Source organism: Sorangium sp. So ce176 (assembly GCF_051519835.1).
Lineage (GTDB): Bacteria > Myxococcota_A > Polyangia > Polyangiales > Polyangiaceae > Sorangium > Sorangium cellulosum_G.
The window spans coordinates 11121830-11144714 of sequence record NZ_CP150371.1 but is presented as its reverse complement, the minus strand read 5'-3'; the positions used below and the strand labels follow the sequence as shown (position 1 = coordinate 11144714).

Sequence of the window (22885 nt, the reverse complement as noted above, 5' to 3'; positions counted from 1 at the left end):
TCCCTGCCCTGGCGACCCAGAACCATGACCCGGCTCTCCCTGCGCCCCCGTTCCTCGGCTGCGCGACCTTGTCCACGTGTACCACGACCTGGACGTGTTCTCCTCGAGGCAATGGGGCGCGTGGTCGTGGCCGCGGTGGTCGGGCAGATCGCCAAGATCAAGGGCGCGCGCGTGGTCGGCGTCGCCGGGGGCGCCGACCACGCGCCGTCATGCGGTCGAGGAGCTCGGCTTCGACGTCTGCCTCGACCGCCGCGATCCCCGGCTCGCCGAGCGCCTCGCTGGGGCCCGTCCGGGCGGCATCGACGTCTATTTCGAGAACGTCGGCGGCGCGGTGTTCGACGCTGCGCTGCCGCTGCTCAACCTCGGCGCGCGCGTGCCGGTGGTCGGGCTGATCGCCCATTACAATGACGAGGCGCCGCCGCCCGGCCCGGACCGGCTGCCGCTGGTGATGACGGCCGTGCTGCAGAAGCGCATCCGCATGCAGGGCCTGGTCATCCTCGACCATTACGGCGATCGCTTCGACGCCTTCCGCCGCGACATGGACGCGTGGGTCGCCGACGGCCGGGTGAAGCTGCGCGAAGACGTGGTGGACGGACTGGAGAGCGCGCCGACGGCGTTCATCGGCCTGCTCGAGGGGCGCAACTTCGGCAAGCTCGTGGTGCGCGTCGGCGACGGGTGAGCGCGCGGCGCCAGCGCAGAGGGGTCCTGTTCTGCGGGCGCACCGGCGCGCACGCACCGCCGCCTGAACCCGTCGACCCTGGCATCCCCCCGGGCGCGACAGCGACAGCGGCCGGTGATGTCGTGCTACATACGAATCCCATGGCACGGAAACTTACGAGCGCGTTCGTTCGCGCAGGCAGCATCCTTTCGACGGTGGCGCTCACGATGGTCCTCGGCGCAGCCGCGTGCAGCTCCGACCCGGACCAGGCGCCCAGCGGGAACGCCGGCGGCGGGGGCGCCGGCGGCGGGGCCATTGGCGCCTCGTCCAGCGGCAGCTCCTCGGGCGACGGAGGCGCGCCCGGCACATCGACCCCTGACCCGAGCGACGCGATGTTCGATCCCGACCACGTGCTCGACGTGGCGATCGAGATGGCGCCCGAGGACTGGGAGAAGCTCCGCCGTGAGTCCCGCGACGTCTCGGAGGTGCTCGGCGAGGGCTGCATGGACGGCCCCAGGGAGAGCCCCTACACGCAGTTCCCCGCGACGGTGACCATCGACGGCGAGGCGCTCGAGATGTCCGCCGTCCGCAAGAAGGGCTTCCTCGGCTCCGCCAGCCTGTCGAAGCCGTCGCTCAAGGTGAGCTTCGATGAATACGTCGACGGGCGCGAGCACGCGGGCCTCAAGGGGCTCACGCTCAACAACGCCCGCCAGGATCCCTCGCTCATCAAGACGTGCCTCGCGTTCAAGGTGTTCGGCGACGCGGGCCTGCCCGCCTCGCGGTGCAGCTTCGCGCGCGTGACCGTCAACGGGAAGGACCTCGGCATCTACGCCCACGTGGAGCCGGTGGGGAAGCGCCTCCTCAAGCGCCATTTCCCGGACGACGGCGGCAACCTCTACGAGGGGCAGATCAGCGACTTCCGCGACGGCTGGAGCGCCACGTATGAGAAGAAGACCAACGAGGACGACCCCGACCGGAGCGATCTCGACGCCGTCACGGCCGCGCTCCTGGCCAGCGACGCGGAGCTCGACGCGGAGCTCGGCGAGGTCCTCGATATCGCCGCCTTCAGGAGGTACTGGGCCACCGAGACGCTGATCGCGGCGTGGGACGGCTATGCGGGCAACGTGAACAACCACTTCGTGTATTTCGATCCGGACTCCGGCAAGATGTCCTTCCTGCCGTGGGGGCCTGACATGTCGTTCGACGCGACAGACCCGCTCGGCCCGGCGGGGCGGCCGCAGTCGGTGTCGGCGAAGGGGGCCATCGCGCATCGGCTCTACCAGACGCCGGAGCTCCGCGCGCTCTACGCCGAGGCGATGGCGGAGCTCCTCGACGAGGTCTGGAAGGAGGACGAGCTCCTCCTCGAGATCGACCGGATGGAGGAGCTCCTCGCGCCCTACGTCAGCGAGAGCGCCGAGGCCGTGAAGGCGGGGACCGACGCGGTGCGGAGCTTCGTGAGCGGGCGTCGCGCGGTGATCTCCGCCGAGATCGCGCCCACGCCGCCGACGTGGACGTACGCGCCCCCCGCCGAGGGCTGCCTGACGCCGGTGGCAACGATGACCGGCACGTTCTCGACGACGTGGGGATCGCTCGCCGAGATGGATCCCTTTGCCACGGGGACGGGGACGCTCACCGTGACGCTCCCCGAGGGTGAACCGCAATCGAGCGACGCCATGGGCGTCGCGTCAGGCTATGACACCTCCATGGGCGGCGGGCCTGATTTCGCCACGAGCGGGCGAGCCCAGCTCATGGTCGTCGGGAGCTTCCCCGACGGGAATGTGCGCGCTCTCTTTTTTATTGTGGACCCTGAGGTCTTCGCCGCTGGGAAGGACGCCCCCTACGACTGGCAATCGGCCGTCGCGTTCGCGTTGGACGTCACGCAGCCGGAGCCCGTCTTGATCGGCCTGTCTGGCGGCGGCGAGATCCACTTCGACGAGGCCTCCATGGAGCCCGGCGCGCCGGTGTCGGGCTCGTTCACGGTGACCGTGCTCGGAGGGGGGATTTTCTAGAGCGACAAACGGGTTGAGCCGGCCTGATTCGAGCAGAATCTCGAGCCGCCAAGGCGCCAAGGCATAGTCTTCTTCTTGGCGTCCTCGGCGTCTTGGCGGTTCATTTCTCGCTCGTTCAACGTGATCGGTGGACCGGAAGAGGGAGCGATGGAGAAGCTCAATCTGGAGGCATATGCCGCGCAGGCCACCCGCTGGCCCGCCGCGGGGCGACACATCCTCGCGCAGTTCGACGCCGAGACCATCGTGGTCTATCAGGCGTACCGTCCCTCGATCGCGCGCCACGCGGCGCAGCACCAGCGGCTCGGAGGGCCGGAGTTCAGCTTCGGCCGCATGAGCTGGATCAAGCCGAACTTCCTCTGGATGATGTACCGCGCGGGCTGGGGCACCAAGCCCGACCAGGAGGCGGTGCTGGCCATTCGCATCCGGCGCGCGGGGTTCGACGCGATCCTGGCGGCCGCGGTGCCGTCGAGCTTCGTGCCCGAGCTGCACCCGAGCCAGGAGGCGTGGAAGGGAGATCTCCAGCGCTCGGACGTGCGGCTCCAGTGGGATCCGGACCACCATCCGTCGGGCGCGCCTGTCGCGCGGAGGGCGATCCAGCTCGGCTTGCGCGGCGCGATGCTGCGGCGGTTCGCCGAGGAGTGGACGGTGGGCGTGGAGGACATCTCGGAGCTCGTGGCGGAGCAGAGGGAGGTGCTGCGCGCGCGGGGGGATCGAGAGCTCGTGATCCCGCGGGAAGAGGTGTATTGGCCGGCGGACGCGGAGGGGGCAAGGCGGGTCGGGATAGAGCGCTGAGGGGCGGAGTAAACGCTGGGGGGCGGAGTAGAGGAACGAGCCGGGTGAACGGCGGGAGGGCCGCGCCCCCCGGGACGACGCGGCGGCTCGGTGTGCATGGGTCCACCCAGTAGCGGCTGACCAGCGCGTCGTCGCACAGATACCGTCGGACCTCCGCGTCGTGGAAGAGGCGCAGCAGGGGATCGATGTCCTCGTCGCTGACCGGGTCGAGGAGGAGACGCGCCGTGGTGAGGAGCACGAGGAGATCCTCGCGGCGGGCAGAGGCGCGGTCAAGGCCTTCGCCGGGGATGCCGCGCAGAACTGGCTGCTCTTGAAGGACGGCGACCACGTGATCGGGCTGTTTCAATGGATGTTCGAGGAGAACATCCTCACCTTCAACCCCGGCTGGGATCAGAACGCCACTGCTCCCGCCCGGCCTTCGCACTCGATCGAATCGAGCTCCTGCCCGGCGGCGGCGCGGCGAGGGCACGTCGCTCTGATTCAGAACCAGCGCGCGAGCGCGTCGTCGAGCGACTTCGACGACGCGTCTGTCCACGCGATGCAGCCGTCGGGACGGACGAGCATCGATGCGCCGTCTTTTGTGCGTGCATGGTGCACGTTGTGCGGGAGTGACCGTTCAGAAGGCGAGATGAAGAGGCCGCCGCCTCTCTCCATCAGCGTGTAGAGCCGCGCTTCGCTGCCGTCGGTGAGCGTGAGGAGCTGGTCCTTCGCGAGCGTGCCGACGAGCGGGTCGTCGTCACCGAGGTCGTAACGAACGCCGACGCCCGTGATCATCTCGCCGAAGTAGCGATTGCCTTCGGGCAGCTTCATCAGGTCGCTCACGATGGTGCGGAGCGCGCTCGTGAGCGGGTCAGGACGCATGAGCGCGACCTGCGCGCGGGTATTCTCGAGGACGCGCGCGGCGACGGGATGGCGCTCGGCGGTGTACGAGTCGAGGAGATGCTCGCGCCCCTTCACCGCCGCGGCGAGCTTCCAGCCAAGGTTCGCGGCGTCGACGAGGCCGAGGTTCAAGCCTTGGCCGCCGAAGGGCGAGTGGACGTGCGCGGCGTCACCGGCGAGAAAGACGCGGCCCATCCTGTAGGTCGTTGCTTGCCGCGCGTTGTCGGTCCAGCGCGTCGCCATCGTCATCGACAGGATCTTGACGTCGGTGCCGCTCACGCGCTGGATCGCGGCTTCGACCTCGGCTTGCGTGATCGGCGCATCCCGATTGGGCGGCGGCCCGTTGAACTCCGCCGTGAAGACGCGCCCCGGCATCGGTCCGGACGCGACGAGGCCGCGCGGCGTTCGGTGCCAACCCGTCGCGAGCTTCTCGGGCGTATCGAGCTCGACGACGGCCTGATAGCCGGTGATTGTCGGATCCGTGCCGGGGAACTCGAAGCCGGCGAGCTTGCGGACGCGGCTCCGGCCGCCGTCGCAGCCGACGAGGTACCTCGCGCTCAGCGGGCCCGCGCTCGTCTGCACTGTCACGCCGTCGTCGTCCCGCTCGAAACCTTCCACCGTGATGCCGCGGCGGATCTCGATCCCGAGCTCCGTCGCGCGCGCGGTCAGGATCTTCTCGAGCGCCTGTTGCGGCACGGGACGCATGTGGCGCTCCGGGTCGCGCTGGAGGCTCTGGTCAATCAAGAACATTCCAGAAAAATGGCCTCCGGGCCTTCTCCTCGGTCCAGGTCCGAAGCGCGCCTTCAGCGCCGGCATCATCAGTGCCATGGCGGCGCGGCGCTCCTCGTCGAGCGCACGCGCGAGCCCGCGTCGCTCCAGCGCCTCGGCTGCCACCGCGCCGACCCCGGCGGCCTTGATCGTTCGGTCGGGCTCCACGAGCCGCTCCAGCACGAGCGGCTTCACGCCCGCTGTCGCGAGCTCGATCGAGAGGAAAAGCCCGACCGGGCCAGCGCCGGCGATGACCGCGTCGTGAGTCATGACGCGAATCTTAGACTCGGTAAAAACTTGCGCAAGTATATTTTTTATCTTAGTATAACATTTCACCCATGGGCGAGCTCCGCGAAAGCAAGAAGCGCGAGACAAGGCAGCGGATCTCCGACGTCGCGACGGCGCTGTTCTTCGCGCGCGGCTTCGACGCGGTGACGGTCGAAGAGATTGCCGCCGCCGCCAATGTCTCCAAGATGACGGTGTTCAACTACTTCGCGCGCAAGGAGGACCTCTTCTTGGATCGCGAGGACGAGGTGAAGCTGCTCTTGCGCGAGGCAATCGGCGAGAGGCCGCAAGGGCAGTCGCCGATCGAGGCGCTCCGCCGCCTCGTCGACAGGCTGTGCGAGCAGAAGCATCCGTTCGCTCGCATCGACGGCCAGACGGTCGGCTGGTGGCGCGTCGTCGCGGCGAGCCCGTCGCTCAAGGCGCGCCTCCGCGAGATCGGGGACGAGGTGGTCGAGGGGCTCGCTGTCGAGCTCGCTGGCCCGAAGCTCGATGGCCTCGCGCGGCTCGTCGCCGGCCTGGTCGTGCTGACGTGGCGCACGGCTTACGGCGAAGCGATCCGCGTGTTCGAGCGCGGAGGCTCGGCGAAGAAGGCGAACGCCGCGTTCATCGCGTTGATCGATCGCGGCTTTGCGGCCGCTCACGGAATGGCGGCGGGCTCGAGCTGGCAGACGAGCGGATGACCCATCCCCACCCAGGGTTGCGCGCGTGATGCATCGTTGACCAGCGAAACCGGTCCCCGCCACGTCCGGGTGCGTGAGCAAGAGGTCGATCCCGCTCGCGAGCAGGGCCGTCGACGTCTCGTGCCCGGCGGCCAGGCCCCCGACGAGCGCCGAGAGCCGAGAAAACCCGATCGGTAAAAGGGCCATCAATCAGAGAGAGGGCACTGCTCGTAGCAGCGCCAGGCCTCCGTGCTGCGGTCCGTGCCGCCGGCGAAAGACGCCTTGATCTCGTCGCAGGGCGCGTCGAGCACGCACGACGCGCGACACGCCTCGTGTTCGGAGCAGCCGGCGAGGTCGTCCTCGAGCTCGAGGTCGTCGACCCCACAGGCCGCGGCGTGCTCGACGGCATCCGCGCATGTCCCCGTCTTGCAGCCGGCCGCGAGGAGCGCGGTCGCAATGAAAATCAACGCCATGAGATAACTCTTGCGCATAATCCAGCTCTGCAGCTCGCAACGTGTAGATGGAGGGGAGCCGGCCGGCCCACGCAGCGCGGCGCCCCGGAAGCGGCCCGCCGTTGCCGCCGGCCCCTTCATCCGATGGAGAACGTGGGGGAGCCGGTTTGGGCACGGGCCGATGTCGATTATTTTGGCTTCCAGTCCTGCTGGAATACGGCGAAGGTTGAACCGGGGGATCGGCCCGCTCGGATGGGAGGTGATCGCGTCTCGCAACGTTCGGCCGGGCGCATCGCGTACCGGCTCAAGTACCCGACGCGGGGCGCCCCCACCGGATCATGACGCCGGTGAATTCATTGCTCGACCTGCCGCATTGGTTCCTCCGTCGCGGCATCCATTGGTGCGATACAGCAGCGTTCTCGCACCGCGCTCGAAATAGGGCCGAAGGCTCGTCACCGCGAGCTCGTCGCCGCGGGACAGGGAAAACCAGGCGACGAACCGGCGCGATCAATCCGGCGCGCCCGAGGTGTCGACCTCGTGGGCACCGATGTCAACCGCACCACCGACGGGCCGAGGGGTCCCGTCCAGATCGTCCGGCACGGCGAGGTCGAGGAAGGCCCCACGGTTCATCGCTGGCGAGCCGAGCCTCAGGCGATAGTCGTCGCTCGCCGGGTCGACGAACAGCGCCTCCGGCGCCACGACGAACGAGTGCCTGTCTTGCCCTGTAGCTCGTTGCCACGCCGCGAGGCTGATGATCGTCTCCCCCCCATCCCTGCTGAAGCGGTTCACGACCACGTTGTGATCGCTGTGGAAGCAAGGGTCCTCCGCGCCGCCGGGATAGATCAGGATGGAGCCCCTGTCGAGGCGCGGCGTGTAGAGGATGTTGTTCACGATCCTGTTGCACCTCGGGTTGGCGATGCCGTCCGGCGATGCGGGGATGTTGATCACCCAGCGGCTGCCCTCCGCCATCACGATGGTGTTGTTGTAGACCTTGTTGCGGCTGGAGCCTTCGCTGCCGTCGATCGCGTAGAGAGATATCCCGCTCGCGTGATTGCTGAAGAGCAGGTTGTTCCGGATGACGCTGTCGCTGACGCCGTCGCAGTTGATGGCCGAGGCGCCCGCGACGCCGTTCTCCCAGATGACGTTGGCCTCGACCGCGGCGAAGCTGATGAGCCCGTCGCCGGGCGTGAAGTTCCTGTCGCCGTTCATGTGAACGCCGGCCGATTGGTTGTGGTGGAGGAGATTGCCGCGAACCACGGGGAAGTCGCCGCTGTTGCTCGTGTAGACGCCGTGCTCGCCGTTGGACTCGGACTCGTTGCCCTGGATGACCACAAAATCGCTGAACGCCGTGAAGATCCCGGTTCTCCCGCTGTCGTGGACGTGGCAGTTCTGGACCGTGATGTCGCGCGTGCCGCGCAGGTCGACGCCGGATCTGACGGCGCCAGGGATATCGAAGCCGTCGATCACCCAGTGCTGAACGACGCCGTCGAACATCTCGACCTCGATGTTGCTGCCATGCTGGTTGTTCGGCCCGGCGGTGGCCACCACGGCTCCCCAGGGTGGCACGGCCCGCAGGGTCTTGGGCCGGCCGGCCTCGCCCGAGCGTTCGATGCGACACCCCGCGTAGACTCCTGGCAATACGATGGTCGTGTCGCCATGACCCATGGTGTCGACCGCGTGCTGGAGCGTCGCCCACGCCCTTCTGGCGGTCAGGCCGTCGTTTGCGTCGTTGCCGACGTCGTCGACATAAAATGTCCTCGCTGCCGCCGGCCCGTGGATCAGGGCGACTGCGGCGAACGTCAACAGGGATAGAGCACCGTTGATACCCATCTCCAAGCTCCTTGTGAAGGATGTTGGCCGTCACGGACGAATGCACACACACGCGCGAGCTCTCATGAATGTCCCGGGGCGCCGACGTCCTGCGGCGCGCAGGGCGCCACGGGCGTTGCTCTCGAAGAGCGCCCAGCACGTCCGAAGTCGCTTTGTCCGAGCCGCTCCGCCGTGACGTCGCGCCACGGTGGATCGCAAGCCTGGTCATCGACGCCGCCGGGGACATCGACGGGAGACGCCCGCATCGGTCCTGCGCGAAGATCTCTTGTGCGAATTCCTGAGATTGCCGAAAGAAGGGCAGAGGATAGACCCGGGAAAGCACGGTCGCAATGCGCAAATGCATCTGATCGCGGCGAAGGCCACGACGTCGTGGACGCGCGTCGGTTCGTGCGCGACGGCGGGTGAACGGGAGCGCGTCCGGCCCGGTGTTCGACAACGACGCGCCTGCGCGATGCGCGTCGCTGGCCGCGCCGCTCGACGGCGTGCGGCAGGTGGATCACATCGTGTAGGATGTCTCCCAGGAGAGCGATTCCCATGATCCAAGAGCTGCGGAAGTTTGATTTATTCGCCCCCGATTTCCAGGCGGACCCATTCCCCACCTACGCCGAGATGCGCCGCTCCGGGCCTGTGTGCGTGCTCGAGCCGCTGGGCGCCTGGGCGGTGAGCCGGTACGCCGATGTCATCGCCGTCCTCAAGAACCCTCAAAAATTCTCGTCCGCTGGCAACGTCGACGCCTTTCACCCGTCCTGGCTCCCGAGGCAGCCGGGGGCGCACTCTTTGCTCTCCATGGACCCGCCGGAGCACACGAAGCTCCGGAACCTCGTCAGCCGGGCCCTGGGTCCCGGGATCATCACGAGCATCGAGCCGATGGTCCGCTCCATCGCCGAGCGCCTCACCGACGCCCTGCAATCCAGGGGTGAGTCCGATTTCGTCGCCGACTACGCCGTCCCGATGACAGCGGGTGTCATCGGCGAGCTCCTCTCCCTGGACCCTTCCCTCCACGCCAATTTCAAGCGGTGGGCGGACGATGTGCTCAGCGTCACGCCCGTCCCGCAGAGCCCCGAGCATGCCGAGCGCGTCCGCGCGTCCGTCGCCGAGATGGAGCGCTACCTCGGGGACGTCCTCGAGGCGCGGCGGCGAGCACCCGGCGACGATCTCGTGAGCGCGCTCCTCCAGGCCGAAGTCGACGGCCACAAGCTTACCCCGGAAGAGCTCATGTCCTTCGTCTTCGTCCTGGTTCCAGCGGGGTTCGACACCACATCCACATTGATCAGCAAATCGATCATCACCCTCGCCAGGCGCCCCGCGGACACGGAGCGGCTGCGCGAAAACCCGACGCTCATCCCTCGATTCATTGAAGAGATGCTCCGGTGGGACCCGCCTACCCATAACCTCTTCCGCAAGGCGATGCCCGGAGCGGAGGTCGGCGGCGTCAAGGTGCCCGCCGGCGCTCCAGTGACGGTCATCCTCGCGTCCGCCAACCGCGACGAGGCCGCGTTTCCCGACCCCGACGAGTTCAACATGGACCGCGATGTGCCAAAGACCGGGACGGGGGCGTCGGTCGCGTTCGGGCACGGCGTCCACTTCTGCGTCGCCCATCTCCTCGCGCGCCTGGAGGCGAGGGTGGCGCTCGAATCCTTGCTCGCTCGATTCAAGCGAATCGATCTGGTCGACCCCACCATCGAGTGGAGCACGATGGTCTTCGTGCGAACCCCATCGCGGCTGCCGGTCCGCGGCGTCTTGCCCTGATCGAGGGCCTCCTGGCTCGGGCACCGTGAGGGGATGCGTGCAGACGAAGCTGGCAGGCTGGTGCGCTCAACGGTTCCGGGGGACCGCGGCGGTGCTCTTGCGCAAGATCAGCTCGGCCTCGACCACGACGCGCGAGCGGGAGCGGGAGCGGCGGCCGCTCTCGATCTGCCCGAGCAGCACGTGGAGGCACCTGCGCCCCAGCTCGGAGAAGTCCTGGCGGACGGTGGTGAGCTGAGGCGTGAAGTAGGCCGCCTCCGGGATGTCGTCGAAGCCGACGATGCTGATGTCCCGCGGCACCGCGCGTCCGATCTCGTGGAGGTAGCGGAGCACGCCCAGCGCCATCTGGTCGTTGGCCACGAACACGGCGGTGACGCCTGGCGCGCGCGCCAGCTCCGGGGCGAGCTCGTAGCCCGAGCGTGCGCTCCAGTCGCCGCGCAGGAGAGGCGGCGGCTCGACGCCCGCGGCCTCCAGCGTCGAACGCCAGCCTTCGACGCGCTGCTCGGCCTCGAGCGAGTCGATCGAACCGGCGATGTGCCACACCGTCCGGTGACCCAGGTCGAGGAGATGGCGCGTCGCGGCCGCCGCGCCGCCGTACTGGTCGACGGCGACCACCGAGACCGCATCGTCCGGCCCCCCCTCGACGGCGACCACCGGCACGTCGGAGGTGACGTGGCGGAGCGCGTCCACCCCCGACCGCAGCGGGGCGATGACCATGATGCCGTCGGCGCGCTGATCGCACAGCCCCTTCACCGCATCCACCAGCGGCGCGCGGCTGAGCGTTTTCAGGCTGACGACGCTGACGCCGTACCCGGCGTCGTGCGCCGCCGTCTCGAGCCCGTGGAGCGTCGACGCCGGGCCGTAGTGCGTCGTGTTGAAGCTGACCACGCCGAGCGTCCGCGAGCGCCCGGTGACGAGCGCCTGCGCCACGGAGCTCGGGCGGTAGTCGAGCTGGCGGATCGCGTCGAGCACGCGCTCCCGCGTGTCCCGACGCACGTGGGGGTTGTCGTGCAGGACCCGCGAGACCGTCTGGTACGAGACGCCGGCGAGCTTGGCCACATCGACCATGACCGCGGCCCGGCGCCCGCCTCTCTTGACGCGCCGCTCGGGAGGAGAGTTGCCATCCATCGGGGCCAAGCTTAGTCGCGCGCGGGGCGAATGGAATCGACATCCACCACGACCGCGCCCCGGCGCCCGCCTCTCTCGCCGCGCCGCTCGAGCGGAGCCTTGCCATTGGCCGGGCCCGCTCTCGGCGGCGGAGGGGCGGATCGGTGTGAACGTCCCCGGTCGGGCCTCGTCCTCCGGCGTTGCCCCGAGTGGGTCGTCAGCCGCCGGTGGTCGCGCCGCTGGCCTCGAGCCGGACACGATCAGCCCCCGCACGCGTCGGCGACCCAACTCGCGCCTGCCTTTCGCGCGCGCCGCTGCGCCACGACCGCATCCAGCGCGACAAGGGCGGCGACCGCGCCCGCCGGGGAGCTGGACCCCGCCTCGACCCGGCAGGCGCGCCCGCCCTCGTCCTCGCTGGCGTTGTCGGCAGGGGCGGCGCCAGCGTCGCCCGTGGCCATGGCGCCGGACGGAAACACCGTCGCACGACAGAGCGAGGATGCCATGATGAAGACCTCACGCCGGATCTACATTGCGCCCATGACCATTCTTCGACCTCGCTGCTCTCCCGGGGCTGCGTCAGGTGTCGCCAGACAGCTGGTCGTGCCAGGTCGTTGACCGGAGCGCGGGATGCCTTGTACTCCTCCCGACTCCGCTCCCGTCAGGGCATCGGGTACACGAGCGAGAGCCCGGCGACGCACATCTCGTCGAACGTGTTCCCCTCGCCGTAGGCCACGTCGATCGTCGATATCATGTTCGCCTCCTTGAGCGCCTTGACCACGTACGGGTTCTCCGTCGAGTTATTGTACGTGCACCGGATCTGGAGCACATCGCCCGGCTCGAGCGTCGGGAGCGTCTCGATGGGCGCGTCGTACGAGTACGAGCGCTGCCAGCCGAACTCCCACTTCGGCGCGTGCGCCAGGCACTCCTCCCCGGGTTGCTCGGGTGAGCCGTTCGCCCGCGTGACAGTCACCTTCTCGTCGAAGCCCAGGTAGTGCATGTGCAGAAAGTCGCCATAGATGCGCGTGCCCGGCGGGAACGGCATCTCTTGCGCTCCGGGCGTGTCAGGGGCCGGGATCGTGAACTGCTGCGTCTCCACGTGGTTCTTGCTGTCCGCGGGGATCAGGAACTCGACGCCGTCCTTGTCGCCCGGACCCGGCAGCAGCCCGAAGCCAAACTGGCCCACCGGGTCATCGAAGTTGCCGATCAGGTGGTACAGGAAGCCGTACTTCGGCTTCTCGCTGGTGAGCCTGAGCCGGATGCGCGTCAGGTCCGGGTCGGCCGTCGTGCCGGCGGGGTGGTAGTGGATCTGCATCATGAGGAGCGACCCCTTCGGGATCAGCTGCCCCACCCCGTCGGGCAGATCGACCGGGTCGGCGCCGGGAGCCCAGGCCGTGAGCATCTGGAGCGCTCCAATCTCCACGCCATTCGGGACGTCGCCGGCGCCACACGGAAAGCTCCCGTCGGGGCCGGCCAGGCTCGCGGACTTCCCCTCCGGATCGATGGAGATGATCCCATGGTGAACGACCTTGTGGTTGCCGGGCACCATCTGTAGACCATTCATGTACTGGTCCTCGGTGAGCCCGGGATCGATGACGAAGCAGCGGAACTCGTCCTGCTCACCGGAGGTGACGTAGGGCTCGTTCGGATGAACCTCGAGGGTCATGCCCGGCAGGTCGGCGCTCCTCGGCACGAACGCGGCGGGCGCGTCCCTCGGATCACCCTTGGGGGTGCCGGCCTTGCTCCAGGCCTCCAGCGTGCCGATCTCCTCGTCGGAGAGGCGGATGTCGCCCTTCCACGCGTGGCGGGTCGAGCACTCGTCCGTGTCGCGCACGGCGAAGGGCGGCATCGTGCCCGCCTTGGTCGTCTTGACCATGAGCGCCGCGACAGCCCTGGCGTCGTCGTACGCGGTAAGGCTGAAGGGCGCGATATTGCCCGCGGAGTGGCAGCCCATGCAGCTCTTCTGCAGGATGGGCTCGACGTCCTTGTGGAACGTGGGGCTGCTCCCGGTAGCCTGGGACTCCGTGGGCTCGTCGCCCCCGGAGCAGCCGGTCAACGAGGCGACGGCTGGCAGGGCGAGGGCGAGGGCGGACAGCGAGACTCGGGCGACGGAACGCGAACGTAGTGAAGCAGGCATGAGGCCTCCGGGCAGCCGGATCCTTCACGAGCGGAGGGCCCGGGCGCTTGATAAGGAGCCACGTTTGGTTCGACCGCGGCTCAGATATGTGTACTATGCATATAGTCACCCCCTCCGGAGCGTCAAGGAAATTTGTGCAAAATACACGGATCCAAAAGAAGCTCCGCGAGCTCCACGGAGCCATTGTCGATCGGATCGCGCTCATGAATCCGCCGCAGCGGCCGGTGACGGTGCTCGACGGCGCGCGGCGTGCTCCGCCGGGCGGAGCAGCACCTGCAGCGGGAGCCCGTGGACGTGGTCGTCGGCCACGCTGGCCGCGTGAGCGCCTCGGGCCCCCAGAATGAGGCGCCGGATCCAGGGGCAGTGTGCCTCTTCAGCGCGAGGGCTGTAACCGCGGGTCCGGGTACGCCTGAGCGGCTGGACCCTGCCCGCCGGCCGGGCGGGGACGGGCCCGCAATGTCACCGCTTTCCGGAGGTGTCCCGCCTTCTCGCCGCAACGATCCGGTAGGACAGGCGGCCGAGCGCATACTCGAGCCCGTGCTCGAGGCTGCCGCGCGTCGTGATGCGGCCGAGGTCGACGTCGAGCCCGACCAGGGTCTGCGCCGCGGCGGGGCCCATGCCGACGAGCACGCTCTCGCAGCCGAGCAATGCCGCGGCTTGCACGGTGCGCAGCAGGGCCTCGGCGGCCATGGTGTCGATGAGCGGGACGCCCGTCACATCGATGATCACGAAGCGCGCGGTGGCGTCGCTTATCGCGGCGAGGACGCTCTCGGTAACCTGCGCGGCCCGCTCCTGGTTCAGCGCGCCGACGAGCGGCAGGAGCAAGACGCCCTGCCAGATGCGCACGACCGGCACCGCGAGCTTTTCGAGCAGCGTGCGCTGCGCCTCGATGATCCCGAGCTGCGCGCGATTTTCAGCCTCGAGCCGCTCGGCCGCGACGAGCTTGCCCTTCATGTTCGTGATGTCCGTGATGATGCCGCAGAGCCCGACCACCTGCCCGGCGTCGTCGCGTATCGGGTACTTGCGTGTCCACATCGTGCGCTCGATGCGGTCGCCGCCGGTCACCACCTCCTGGTTCTCGTCGGGCTCGCCCGTGTTCACGACGAGATCGTCGTGCTCCCAGAAGACCTCGACCTGCTCGGCGGGCCAGAACCCCCTGTCGTCCTTGCCGATGAGCTCGTCCCGCGGGTACCCGACGAGCTTGCAATACCCCTCGTTGACGGCGACCCAGCGATGCGACCGGTCCTTGACGAAGAGGGGATCGGGCAGGGAGTCGAGGATGCGCTGGAGCAGTTCGGCGCGGCGCCAGGTGAAGGTGTCGTCGGCGAGGCTGGTCATTGCAACTCTGCGCTCCACCGCCGGGAACCTACGCTGCGCACCACCGCCGAAAACATGCGTTTCCATCGTACCAAGGAGCGCCCTCCGGCTCAAGGCCTGCTCCGGCCGCCCGGCAACTTCGGCTTCGCGCTCACCGGGCTCGACGGCGCTCACGCCGAGCGGGCTCGGGCTCGTGGTCCGAGCTCGCGTGGGTCCATACATTCTTGCGCACCGAGCGCGGCGGGCGGCTCACCCCGGGTGCTGCTCCAGGCGGTGCAGGTGGTGCTCCTCGCCGTTCAGGGTCAGCACCGCCATGAACCCGCCGCGCGCGAGCTCCTTCGCGAGCTTGAACTCGTGCGTCCCCGGGGTCACGGGGGTGTCGACGACGCGCGCGACCTGCGGCTCCAGGGCGCCGCCGGGGTAGCTGTAGACGTCGAGGCGCAGCGTACAGGCGCGCTCGATCGTCGCACGCGCGACGAACGCCTCATCGCCCTCCGTCACCGAGAAGGCGCTCCCGAGCTCTCCCGCGACGGAAGATCTGCTGAGCGCCCGGGCGATCTGCTGGCCAGCGATCGGGGCGTACACGTCCAGCACCATCACGTCCTTGTTCTGCTCCTTGAAGCGCGCGTGGAGGCGCTCCCGGGTGGCGGCGTCCACCCCGCCGCCGAGGGTGATGAGGTCGAAGTCGCCGGCGTGGAACTCCGCGTCCGGTGACCCGCTCGCCGTGCCGACCGCCGCGTGCCCCTGCTGGTTCAGCGCGGCCACGGCCCGCTCGAGGATATCCGCCCTCCTGCCGATGACCAGGATCCTCTTCGCTCTCGATGCCATGCTCTCTCCTCCGGTTGGTGGTTCGCCGCCCTCGCCTCGCCGGCGAGGGGCGTCTGGAGAGCAACGTGCAGCGGCGCCTCCCACAGGCTGGACTTTACGCCAATCCATTGGAAAAATTCTGCTCGTTTGGGGAGCCTCTTCATGGGTCGATGAGCAGGCGCCTGGCGGTGGCCTCGTCCACGGCGTAGGGCCTCTCGCGCGGCAGCAACTTCGCCGCGCTGTCCGCGTGGCCTGCCTGGATCTGCTGGTACATTTTCCGGACCAGGGGAGTTCGATCCTCGATCGCGACGCTCCAGCTCTCTGCGTACTCACGGATGAGATCGCGGCCGATGCCGACCTGGATGCTGTAGCAAGGCAGCGGGCCACCTCGGAGGTTGCGCTCGGTGTCCCATTGAATGTGCACCTTGGCCTCGGCGAACGCCTTGCTCCACGCGTCCGGCGAGCGAAACACAGTCGCTTCCGGCGAGGTGAGGACGGCGAGGGAGAGCGCCCGCTCCCAGCCTGCTCGCCGGATGCGGACGGCGAGGATCCGCTCCTGCCCGGCCTTTCGCCCCCAGTTGCTGCGGTGCATGAGCCAGAGGAACGACGGCTTGATCCAGGTCATCCGGCCGAACGAGAACGGGGCGACGAAGCGCTGGGCAGCGAGCGCGGGCTCGGCGATCGCCGGCGCGTAGGCCTGGTACATGACGATGGTCTCCGCGTCGTAGTCCGCCCGGATCTCGTGAAGCTTCGGCATGGGGTCCACTCTTCGCGTTCGCTGTGGTCTGACGGGGAGACTACCCTGCGGTGGTCGTGAATCGCCACGAAGCTCCGCGCCGGCGATACAGGTGGGTAGAGTAAGCGTCACGGACCTCGGGCGGTGAGTCAGGAGCCCCCTCTGCGCTTCCTGGTCCGCAGCGCGTGCTCGATGCCGCCGCGCAGCGTGGCCTCTGTCACGAGGCCGTGCCACTCCACCCCGAGCTCGACGAGCGTCTGCGCGATGGCGGGCTGGATGCCCGTGAGCACGACCCTGGCCCCGAGCAGCCGCACCGCGCGGGCGGCCTGCAAGAGCACCCCCGCCACATGGGCGTCGACCGATCTCACCCCCGTGATATCGATGATGGCGATCGCCGCCTGGTGCGCGCCGACAGCGGCGAGCAACGCCTCGATGATCCGGCTCGCCCGCTCGGGATCGAGCGTGCCGATGATGGGCATGACGATCACCCCGTCGGCGATCGGCAAGAGCGGCGTCGCGAGCTCCCGGATGGTCGCTTGCTGCGCCGCGATGACCGCGAGCTGCGCCTCCTGGCGTTCGGCCTCCGCCCGCTTGATGGCCGTGATGTCGATGGCCGCGCCCCCGACCGTCCCCTCCGGGATGCCAGGACCCCTGACGGGGAACTTGACCGAATGGAACAGCTTCATCCCTTCTGTGGGGTGAGGGACGCTCTCCTCGAACACCGTCGCGACACCTGTATTCCTCACCTCGTCGTCCGCGGCCCTCACCTGCGCGACGATGTCCTCCGGGAGCATGTCGTCGTCCCGCATGCCGGCGCAGGCGTGCGGCGCGATCCCCATGAACCGCTCGAACTGAGCGTTCGCGAAGACATACCTGCTGTCGGCATCCTTGGCGAACATCATGCCAGGCATGTACTCGAGGAACGCCTGGAACAGCGCCTCGCTCTTCTGCAGCTCCACCTCACGGCGTCTTTGCTCGGTGACATCCTCGGCCGAGACGAGGACCTGATGCGCCGCCCCGTCGTGGCCGCGCGTGAGGACCACGCAGCGCAGGGCAAGGACGCGCTCGACGCCCCCGGCGCACAGCGCGCGCAGCGCGACCTCGAAGGGCTCGCAGTCCTGTGACGCCCAGAGCTGCTCTGCGCGAACCGCTGACGCGTCGAGATCCTCGGGGTGGACGCGGGACACCAGGGTCTCCCAGGCGCGCTCCGGAGCCTCCTTGTCGCCGAACCCGAGCGCGCGGACGAACGCGCGATTGCAGGCGACGACCCGCTTGTCCCTGACATCGAGGACACAGAGGATGCTCGGCGCGAGCTCAAATATCCGCTCGACCAGCGCGCCCTCCGGCCCCGTTGCCCGCGCGGCCATCGAACCGTTCGAGATAGTCATGTGCCCGTGCCCTCCCTGTCCACACCTAGCCGATTTTTCGTCCTCCGTGGTGCGCGGATCCGGTGCCGCACGGCGGATCGAGCGCGCGAACGGGCCCGTGGTCAGCATCGCGCGGCGCCTCGCCCCCACGCAATCGTGAATCGTTACCGTGCCGCCGCGCCGTCGACCGCCGCCGGCACGGACTCGCGCATCGCCTCGATGAAGCGACGCGGCCGGGCCGGGTAGAAGCGGGCATGGGGATAGACTAGGTGGAGTGGCAGCGGATCGGCCTGGCATGACGGCGCGAGGTGCAGCAGTCGCCGCTGCTCTTCGTCGGCATGTTCGTCGGCATGGCCTCGGCGCGGCGCTGGGCAGCCTGCTCTTCGTCCAGTGGGACTGGATGGCGGTGACGACGCTGCTCGGCCTCGGCGACGCGACCCACCACACGTGCACGGGAGACTCGGGCGGGCCTGCGCTGATGAATGTGAACCGCGTTCCCACCATCACCGGCGTCGCGTCGTTCAGCACGACGGGCGACTTCACCCTCTGTACGGACGGCTGAGATGTACGGGTAGACCTCTACCTCGACTTCATCGGCCAGTTCGTCAGCGCGCCATAGCAGCGTTCCCCAGATTCGTCCCTGGTTCTGCGTCCGCGCGACCTGCACCCCCCCGGGGGCAGGTCAGCTCGGCATGATCTCTCGCGCAACCAGGGACGAACTTGGGGAACGCTGTACTAGCCTTCCTGCCCCGTCGAGTCTGGCTCCGCCCCCTCGTCCAACGCTTCAACGCCGCCGAGATTGCCTTGCCGTGGCTCGGCGGGCGCCACGTCGTGATGGGGTTCGCCGCCAGGGGCCAACCGCCATCAGACGCACGGCCTGTGCTGCCGAGGGCTGCGGAGCAGCGGCAAGGGCTATGAGGGCGTTTGGTGCTAGCCGGCGCGGTCGTCGTCGCCCGCGCCGCCGCGCGTACCTCGTCGCGCACGAGCCGTCGATCGCGCGGTCACTAGCGAAAACTGGGCCGGGCCGTGCTCGGAGGGTCGGACCGAGGCGGACCAGGCGTGGGCCGTCGAGCGCAGAACCGAATACGAGGTGCGCCGGTGGTACCGCCGTTCGGCCTCGGGCGCCGCGTGGCTGCGAAGAGCGCCGCCGTCCAGACGCACTTCCCCTAGCGATGAAATTTTCCAACGACGACGGCAGCTTCGGTAAGCTGCGTTCCACAATCGCGGTGGAGTACGCGATCGTGCTATGCGTAGCAGATGCTCGTACACCGCCTGAAATTCTCTTCTTCCGCCGTCCTCACGTGTGTGGTGCTGCTCGTCGCAGCGTGCAGTGACGGCGCCGACTCGCCGGGCACGACGACGGGGACCACGAGCGGCAGCGGGACAGCGTCGGGTGGCGGCTCGCCCGGCAGTTCCGGCTCGAGCGCAACCAGCGGGGGCGCGGCCAGCGGGGGCGCCGGCGGGGGCGCGGCCGGCGGGGGCGCCGGCGGAGCGGGCTCGGGTGGCATGGACGGCGTATCCGACGGTGGCGGAGGTACCGCGGGCGACGGAGGCGCAGGGGGCAGCGCTGGCGCGGGCGGCGGCCCGGCATTCCAGCCCTGCCCGGCGAGCGGCCCCTGTAAGATCATGCCCTTCGGCGATTCAATCACGCAGGGTTTCAACGTCGCCGGCGGCTACCGCGCCCCGCTGTTCCACCTCGCGCTCGAAGCGAACCGCGACATCACCTTCGTCGGTTCCGCCAGTGATTACAGCGTGCCCATGGTGGACGGAGTGACGTTCCCGAGGAACCACGAGGGTCACGGCGGCTGGACGATCGAGGGCAACAACGGCATCGCGCAGCTCGTGGGCACCAGCATTCCGAATTACCAGCCCAACATCATTACGTTGATGATCGGAACGAACGACATCAACGGCAACATCAACCTTGCGGACGCACCGAATCGCCTGGGCAAGCTGCTCGACTCGATTTTCATGCGTGATCCGAACATCCTCGTGGTGCTCGCGCAGATCGTGCCGACGAGAACGGACGGCACGAACAACGCCGTCATGGCCTACAACGCGGCCATGCCCGACCTGGTTTCGACGCGCGTCAGCAAGGGGCAGCACATCGTGCTGGTGGACATGTACACAGCGTTCACCAACGACACGAACTACAGGCAGACCCTTCTCGCCGACAATCTCCACCCGAACCAGGCAGGGTATAACCGCATGGCCGATGTTTGGTTCCAGGCGTTGAGTCCGTATCTCCGCTGAAATGCGTGCCCGCGCGGTCCCGAGCCGTCACGGAGCCGGGTGCCGGCGGTATCCCGGCGGACTGCGCACGGCAAGCCGCCGGGGTGATCGGCTCATCGCGCCTCGCGCGGCGCGGTGACCCTCGCCCACACAGCGAGGATCATGGCCTGTTCCATCGTGCTCGGCGGGCGATGCCCCCTCGGGGGCTCGGCCGGCAGGGGCACGGGGGGCTTTCCCCTGCGCCACGGCGCTTCGTGCCGCGCCGACGCCCCGGCCGCGGGGCCGCGGCGCGCGACCTCGTAATCGACAGCGGCCACCGCCTCCTCCAGGGTGGAGAAGCGCTCGACCAGCTTGCCGTCCAGCAGGACGTGCCACCGCTTCCCGCGACCCCCGCGGGCGAGGACGACGACCTCGCTGATCGCTCCGGGCTTCCTCTCGAAATGGAGCGCGAGGCCGAAGCGGCCGAGAGAGGCCCACGCATTGCGCGAGATGGCCAGCACCTCGGGGTCGACGCGGAGGCTCACGGGATCGAAATGCGCGGCGCGCTCCTGGATCTCGCGCAGCGTGATGCGACCCGCCTCGACCTCGAACCCGGGGTAGTCGAAGGCCACCTGCCGGAAGAAGCGGCTCGCCTCCACGGCCTCCCGGCCCTCGAGATCGAGGTCGCGGGGCATGCCGAAGAGCGACGGGAGCGTGCAGAGCTGGAGCGAGGAGAGATCGACGAAATCGAGGATGAGACAATCCTTCTTGCCTGGATGGAGGCGGGTGCCGCGCCCGACGCACTGGGCATAGAGCCCGTCCGAGCGGGTGGGGCGGGCCATCGCGATGCAGGAGACGCCGGGGTCGTCGAAGCCCTCGGTGAGGACAGCGACGTTGGTGAGGACCTGGACGCGCTCTTCCCGGAAATCGGCGAGGATCCGGCCGCGGAGGTCGGAAGGCATGTCGCCGTGGACATAGGCGGACCGGACGCCGAGGTGGTTCAGCGCCTTCGAGAGGTTCCTGGCGTGAGCGACCGTGACGCAGAAGGCGATGGTGCGGCGGTCGCGGGCGAGCTCTTGAATGGATCGGGCGACGAGCGCGTTGCGCTCCTCGAGATCGACGGCCTCCTCGAGATCGTCCGTGGCGAAGTCGAGTCCTCGGGCGTCGAGGCGGGAGAGGTCGGTGGCTGTGGCGACGCGGTAGCCGGTGAGGGGCGCGAGATAGCCGTCCGCGATCATCTCGGGGAGGCTGCGGCTGTAGACGATCGCCTCGAAGACATCGTCGAGGCCTTTGCCGTCGCCGCGGGCCGTCGTGGCGGTGAACCCGAGCAGGGTGCCGGTCCACGCGGGGTCGAAGGCGCCGAGCTGGCGCAGGACGCGGCGGTTGTCCTCGGCGGGGGCGTGGTGGCACTCGTCGTAGATCACGAGGCCTAGTTCGCGGCCGGCGGTGACCTGCTCCAGCCGCTTCTCGTGGAGGGAGCGGATGGAACACACGATGACGCGCGCGTCCGACGAGGCGCGGAGCTCGCCCTGCTCGACGGCGACAGTGGCCTGCCCGGCGAGGGCGCGCTCGATCTTGTCCTTGGCCTGGAAGAGGAGCTCTTCGCGGTGCGCGAGGACGAGGACCTGCCGCCTGGCGAGGCGGGCGAGATGGGAGAAGATGACCGTCTTGCCAGCGCCGGTGGGGAGGCACACGACCATGCGCCGGACGCCGCGCCTGCGGGCCGCGAGGACCGCGTCGACGGCGGCGCGCTGGTAGGGGCGCAGGGCGGGCGCGCCGGGGGCCATCGGTGCTGAGGCGGTCGTGGGGCTGGTCATGAGCTCTCGCGCTGGCGGCGCGCCAGCATAGCCCGGAGCCCCTGTCCGCGCTCCTCACGGCGCGGGTCCCCTCCGCGCACGCGCGAAAGGCTGTCTTCAGCCTCCGTTCGGGTAGTCGGGGAGCTCGATCCCGTCGGCCGGCGAGGAGCCGAGCCGGCCCTGGAGGCGCCGCGCCAGGGGGCTGGAAGCGAGCCGAACGACCCTGTGGAGGACCGAGATGCCGGGCCTCGACCTCGGGTACGCGATCCAGGGGACGCCTGGTGGAAGACTCTGGGCCATGTCGACGAGGGGGCGCAGGCGCTTCTCGTAGGCAGCAAAGGCATCTCGAGGGTCGGCGTGCCGCGACAGCTCTCCCGCGAGCACGTAAGCGCCGACGAGCGCGAGGCTCGCGCCCATTCCGCTGAGCGGCGACGGACAGTACGCAGCGTCCCCCACGAGCGCGGCGCGGCCGTGCGACCAGCGTGGCGCCATGACCTGGCTGATCGACTCGAAATAGGCGTCCTCCGCGTGCGCCAGCCCGGCGAGCACCCGCGGCGCTTCCCAGCCAGCGTCGGCATAGACGCTCGCGAGGAGCGCCTTCTGCTCGGCGACGCCGAGTCGTTCATGGCCGCGCTGACGCGACAGGAACCACAGCGACGCCCGGGTGGTGCCCACATTGTCTGGACGCAGGAGTATCGCGCGCCTGCCGGGCGCGTTGTACCAGCGAGCCCAGGCGTTGTCGGATGCTCCGCGGGGGATCGTGAAGTAGCTGCCGTAGAGGCCGAATCGACGGATCCTTGGCTCATCGCCGACGATGAGCGAACGGGTCCGCGAGCGGATGCCGTCGGCGGCGACAACGAGCGCGACATCGCGGTCGGCGCCGTGCTCGAAGGAGACCGTCACCCGGTCGCCGTGGTCTCGAAGGGCCGTGATCTGGTCTCCGAAAATATACTCCGTCGTTTCACGGGTGCGGTCGTAGAGGATCCTGGCCAGGTCACCGCGAAGGATCTCGAGCTCCTTGGTAAACCCGCCGGCGTCCGCGTTCTCCACGGGGAACTCGGCCTGGGTCGCGCCGCGCTCGTCGACGAAGCGGAGCCCCTGCTCGCCCGTCGTGGCGGCCCGGATGTCGTCCTCGATCCCCATGCGGCGCGCGACCTTCCGCGCCGCGCCCCGGACGTCGATGTTCTGCCCACCGAGCCGGAGCGCGCCGGCGCGCTCCACGACGACGGGTCGGAATCCGTGGCGCGCAAGCCAGAAGGCGAGCGCGGGGCCGGCGATGCTCGCGCCCGAGATCAAAACAGTCCGATGTTCCACGACGGCTCAGCTCCTGTC

Annotated in this window: 18 protein-coding genes and 2 pseudogenes; 8 read left to right on the top strand and 12 right to left on the bottom strand. The window is 69.0% G+C overall.

The genetic code is table 11. The annotated features are described in order from the left end of the window. Nucleotides 1–81 precede the first annotated feature (81 nt). From WMF42_RS42110 to WMF42_RS42095, 4 genes and pseudogenes are all read left to right on the top strand, one after another. Nucleotides 82–679: pseudogene (locus tag WMF42_RS42110) on the top strand (zinc-binding dehydrogenase); the annotation flags it as partial. Between the two features lie 140 nt (nt 680–819). Then, on the top strand, nt 820–2667 hold the full coding sequence (locus WMF42_RS42105; RefSeq protein WP_155798504.1) for a CotH kinase family protein: 1848 nt from the start codon (nt 820–822) through the stop codon (nt 2665–2667). A gap of 147 nt (nt 2668–2814) precedes the next feature. Continuing rightward, nucleotides 2815–3459, top strand: coding sequence for a DUF4291 domain-containing protein (locus WMF42_RS42100; RefSeq protein ID WP_061609099.1), 645 nt, complete (start codon nt 2815–2817; stop codon nt 3457–3459). A 271-nt stretch (nt 3460–3730) separates the two neighbouring features. Then, a pseudogene (locus tag WMF42_RS42095) lies at nt 3731–3859 on the top strand (VOC family protein); the annotation flags it as partial. Between the two features lie 80 nt (nt 3860–3939). On the opposite strand, the gene WMF42_RS42090 reads toward WMF42_RS42095, so the two are convergent. Next, entirely contained in the window at nt 3940–5376 is a 1437-nt protein-coding gene (locus WMF42_RS42090) for an FAD-dependent monooxygenase (RefSeq protein WP_437688758.1), read from the bottom strand. A gap of 68 nt (nt 5377–5444) precedes the next feature. Between WMF42_RS42090 and WMF42_RS42085 the strand changes: the two genes are divergently transcribed. After that, nucleotides 5445–6071: a TetR/AcrR family transcriptional regulator gene (locus WMF42_RS42085; protein ID WP_437688756.1), complete on the top strand. Its 627-nt coding sequence runs from the start codon at nt 5445–5447 to the stop codon at nt 6069–6071. Between the two features lie 185 nt (nt 6072–6256). Here WMF42_RS42085 and WMF42_RS42080 read toward each other — a convergent pair whose 3' ends face one another. Beyond that, on the bottom strand, nt 6257–6541 hold the full coding sequence (locus WMF42_RS42080) for a hypothetical protein (protein WP_437688754.1): 285 nt from the start codon (nt 6539–6541) through the stop codon (nt 6257–6259). Between the two features lie 468 nt (nt 6542–7009). Continuing rightward, entirely contained in the window at nt 7010–8332 is a 1323-nt protein-coding gene (locus tag WMF42_RS42075) for a right-handed parallel beta-helix repeat-containing protein (RefSeq protein WP_437688752.1), read from the bottom strand. A 534-nt stretch (nt 8333–8866) separates the two neighbouring features. On the opposite strand from WMF42_RS42075, the gene WMF42_RS42070 reads away from it, so the two are divergent. Beyond that, a complete protein-coding gene (locus WMF42_RS42070; RefSeq protein ID WP_437688750.1) occupies nt 8867–10081 on the top strand; it encodes a cytochrome P450 in 1215 nt (404 codons plus the stop codon). A 66-nt stretch (nt 10082–10147) separates the two neighbouring features. Here WMF42_RS42070 and WMF42_RS42065 read toward each other — a convergent pair whose 3' ends face one another. The 7 genes from WMF42_RS42065 to WMF42_RS42035 all read right to left on the bottom strand — a co-directional run bounded on the left by WMF42_RS42065 (nt 10148) and on the right by WMF42_RS42035 (nt 17567). Beyond that, nucleotides 10148–11206: a LacI family DNA-binding transcriptional regulator gene (locus WMF42_RS42065; RefSeq protein WP_437688748.1), complete on the bottom strand. Its 1059-nt coding sequence runs from the start codon at nt 11204–11206 to the stop codon at nt 10148–10150. 239 nt (nt 11207–11445) lie between these two features. Continuing rightward, the gene (locus tag WMF42_RS42060; protein ID WP_437688747.1) at nt 11446–11688 is read right to left on the bottom strand and encodes a hypothetical protein; all 243 of its coding nucleotides are present in this window, start codon (nt 11686–11688) and stop codon (nt 11446–11448) included. Between the two features lie 155 nt (nt 11689–11843). Beyond that, nucleotides 11844–13238: a hypothetical protein gene (locus WMF42_RS42055; protein ID WP_437688745.1), complete on the bottom strand. Its 1395-nt coding sequence runs from the start codon at nt 13236–13238 to the stop codon at nt 11844–11846. Between the two features lie 540 nt (nt 13239–13778). After that, the gene (locus WMF42_RS42050; protein ID WP_437688743.1) at nt 13779–14657 is read right to left on the bottom strand and encodes a PAS domain-containing protein; all 879 of its coding nucleotides are present in this window, start codon (nt 14655–14657) and stop codon (nt 13779–13781) included. A gap of 228 nt (nt 14658–14885) precedes the next feature. Next, nucleotides 14886–15464 (bottom strand): hypothetical protein, encoded by a 579-nt coding sequence (locus WMF42_RS42045; RefSeq protein WP_437688742.1) that lies wholly within the window; start codon nt 15462–15464, stop codon nt 14886–14888. A 139-nt stretch (nt 15465–15603) separates the two neighbouring features. Next, entirely contained in the window at nt 15604–16200 is a 597-nt protein-coding gene (locus WMF42_RS42040) for a DUF4291 domain-containing protein (protein WP_437688740.1), read from the bottom strand. Nucleotides 16201–16328: 128 nt separating this feature from the next. Next, nucleotides 16329–17567 carry a PAS domain-containing protein gene (locus WMF42_RS42035; protein ID WP_437688738.1) on the bottom strand — a complete coding sequence of 413 codons (1239 nt, stop codon included), beginning with the start codon at nt 17565–17567 and terminating at the stop codon, nt 16329–16331. A 274-nt stretch (nt 17568–17841) separates the two neighbouring features. Between WMF42_RS42035 and WMF42_RS42030 the strand changes: the two genes are divergently transcribed. Then, nucleotides 17842–18108, top strand: a complete 267-nt coding sequence (locus tag WMF42_RS42030; RefSeq protein ID WP_437688736.1) for a trypsin-like serine protease — start codon at nt 17842–17844, stop codon at nt 18106–18108. A 695-nt stretch (nt 18109–18803) separates the two neighbouring features. Further along, on the top strand, nt 18804–19799 hold the full coding sequence (locus tag WMF42_RS42025) for an SGNH/GDSL hydrolase family protein (RefSeq protein ID WP_437688734.1): 996 nt from the start codon (nt 18804–18806) through the stop codon (nt 19797–19799). Nucleotides 19800–19891: 92 nt separating this feature from the next. On the opposite strand, the gene WMF42_RS42020 is transcribed toward WMF42_RS42025, so the two are convergent. Beyond that, nucleotides 19892–21574, bottom strand: a complete 1683-nt coding sequence (locus tag WMF42_RS42020) for a DEAD/DEAH box helicase (RefSeq protein ID WP_437688732.1) — start codon at nt 21572–21574, stop codon at nt 19892–19894. A gap of 96 nt (nt 21575–21670) precedes the next feature. Next, nucleotides 21671–22867: an FAD-dependent monooxygenase gene (locus WMF42_RS42015; RefSeq protein ID WP_437688730.1), complete on the bottom strand. Its 1197-nt coding sequence runs from the start codon at nt 22865–22867 to the stop codon at nt 21671–21673. Nucleotides 22868–22885: the final 18 nt, after the last annotated feature.

What these genes read in the sequence shown, in the direction of transcription:
- WMF42_RS42105 (WP_155798504.1), top strand. Translation starts at nt 820, where the DNA reads ATGGCACGGAAACTTACGAGCGCGTTCGTTCGCGCAGGCAGCATCCTT.
- WMF42_RS42100 (WP_061609099.1), top strand. Translation starts at nt 2,815, where the DNA reads ATGGAGAAGCTCAATCTGGAGGCATATGCCGCGCAGGCCACCCGCTGG.
- WMF42_RS42090 (WP_437688758.1), bottom strand. Translation starts at nt 5,376, where the DNA reads ATGACTCACGACGCGGTCATCGCCGGCGCTGGCCCGGTCGGGCTTTTC.
- WMF42_RS42085 (WP_437688756.1), top strand. Translation starts at nt 5,445, where the DNA reads ATGGGCGAGCTCCGCGAAAGCAAGAAGCGCGAGACAAGGCAGCGGATC.
- WMF42_RS42080 (WP_437688754.1), bottom strand. Translation starts at nt 6,541, where the DNA reads ATGCGCAAGAGTTATCTCATGGCGTTGATTTTCATTGCGACCGCGCTC.
- WMF42_RS42075 (WP_437688752.1), bottom strand. Translation starts at nt 8,332, where the DNA reads ATGGGTATCAACGGTGCTCTATCCCTGTTGACGTTCGCCGCAGTCGCC.
- WMF42_RS42070 (WP_437688750.1), top strand. Translation starts at nt 8,867, where the DNA reads ATGATCCAAGAGCTGCGGAAGTTTGATTTATTCGCCCCCGATTTCCAG.
- WMF42_RS42065 (WP_437688748.1), bottom strand. Translation starts at nt 11,206, where the DNA reads ATGGATGGCAACTCTCCTCCCGAGCGGCGCGTCAAGAGAGGCGGGCGC.
- WMF42_RS42060 (WP_437688747.1), bottom strand. Translation starts at nt 11,688, where the DNA reads ATGGCATCCTCGCTCTGTCGTGCGACGGTGTTTCCGTCCGGCGCCATG.
- WMF42_RS42050 (WP_437688743.1), bottom strand. Translation starts at nt 14,657, where the DNA reads ATGACCAGCCTCGCCGACGACACCTTCACCTGGCGCCGCGCCGAACTG.
- WMF42_RS42045 (WP_437688742.1), bottom strand. Translation starts at nt 15,464, where the DNA reads ATGGCATCGAGAGCGAAGAGGATCCTGGTCATCGGCAGGAGGGCGGAT.
- WMF42_RS42040 (WP_437688740.1), bottom strand. Translation starts at nt 16,200, where the DNA reads ATGCCGAAGCTTCACGAGATCCGGGCGGACTACGACGCGGAGACCATC.
- WMF42_RS42035 (WP_437688738.1), bottom strand. Translation starts at nt 17,567, where the DNA reads ATGACTATCTCGAACGGTTCGATGGCCGCGCGGGCAACGGGGCCGGAG.
- WMF42_RS42030 (WP_437688736.1), top strand. Translation starts at nt 17,842, where the DNA reads ATGACGGCGCGAGGTGCAGCAGTCGCCGCTGCTCTTCGTCGGCATGTT.
- WMF42_RS42025 (WP_437688734.1), top strand. Translation starts at nt 18,804, where the DNA reads ATGCTCGTACACCGCCTGAAATTCTCTTCTTCCGCCGTCCTCACGTGT.
- WMF42_RS42020 (WP_437688732.1), bottom strand. Translation starts at nt 21,574, where the DNA reads ATGACCAGCCCCACGACCGCCTCAGCACCGATGGCCCCCGGCGCGCCC.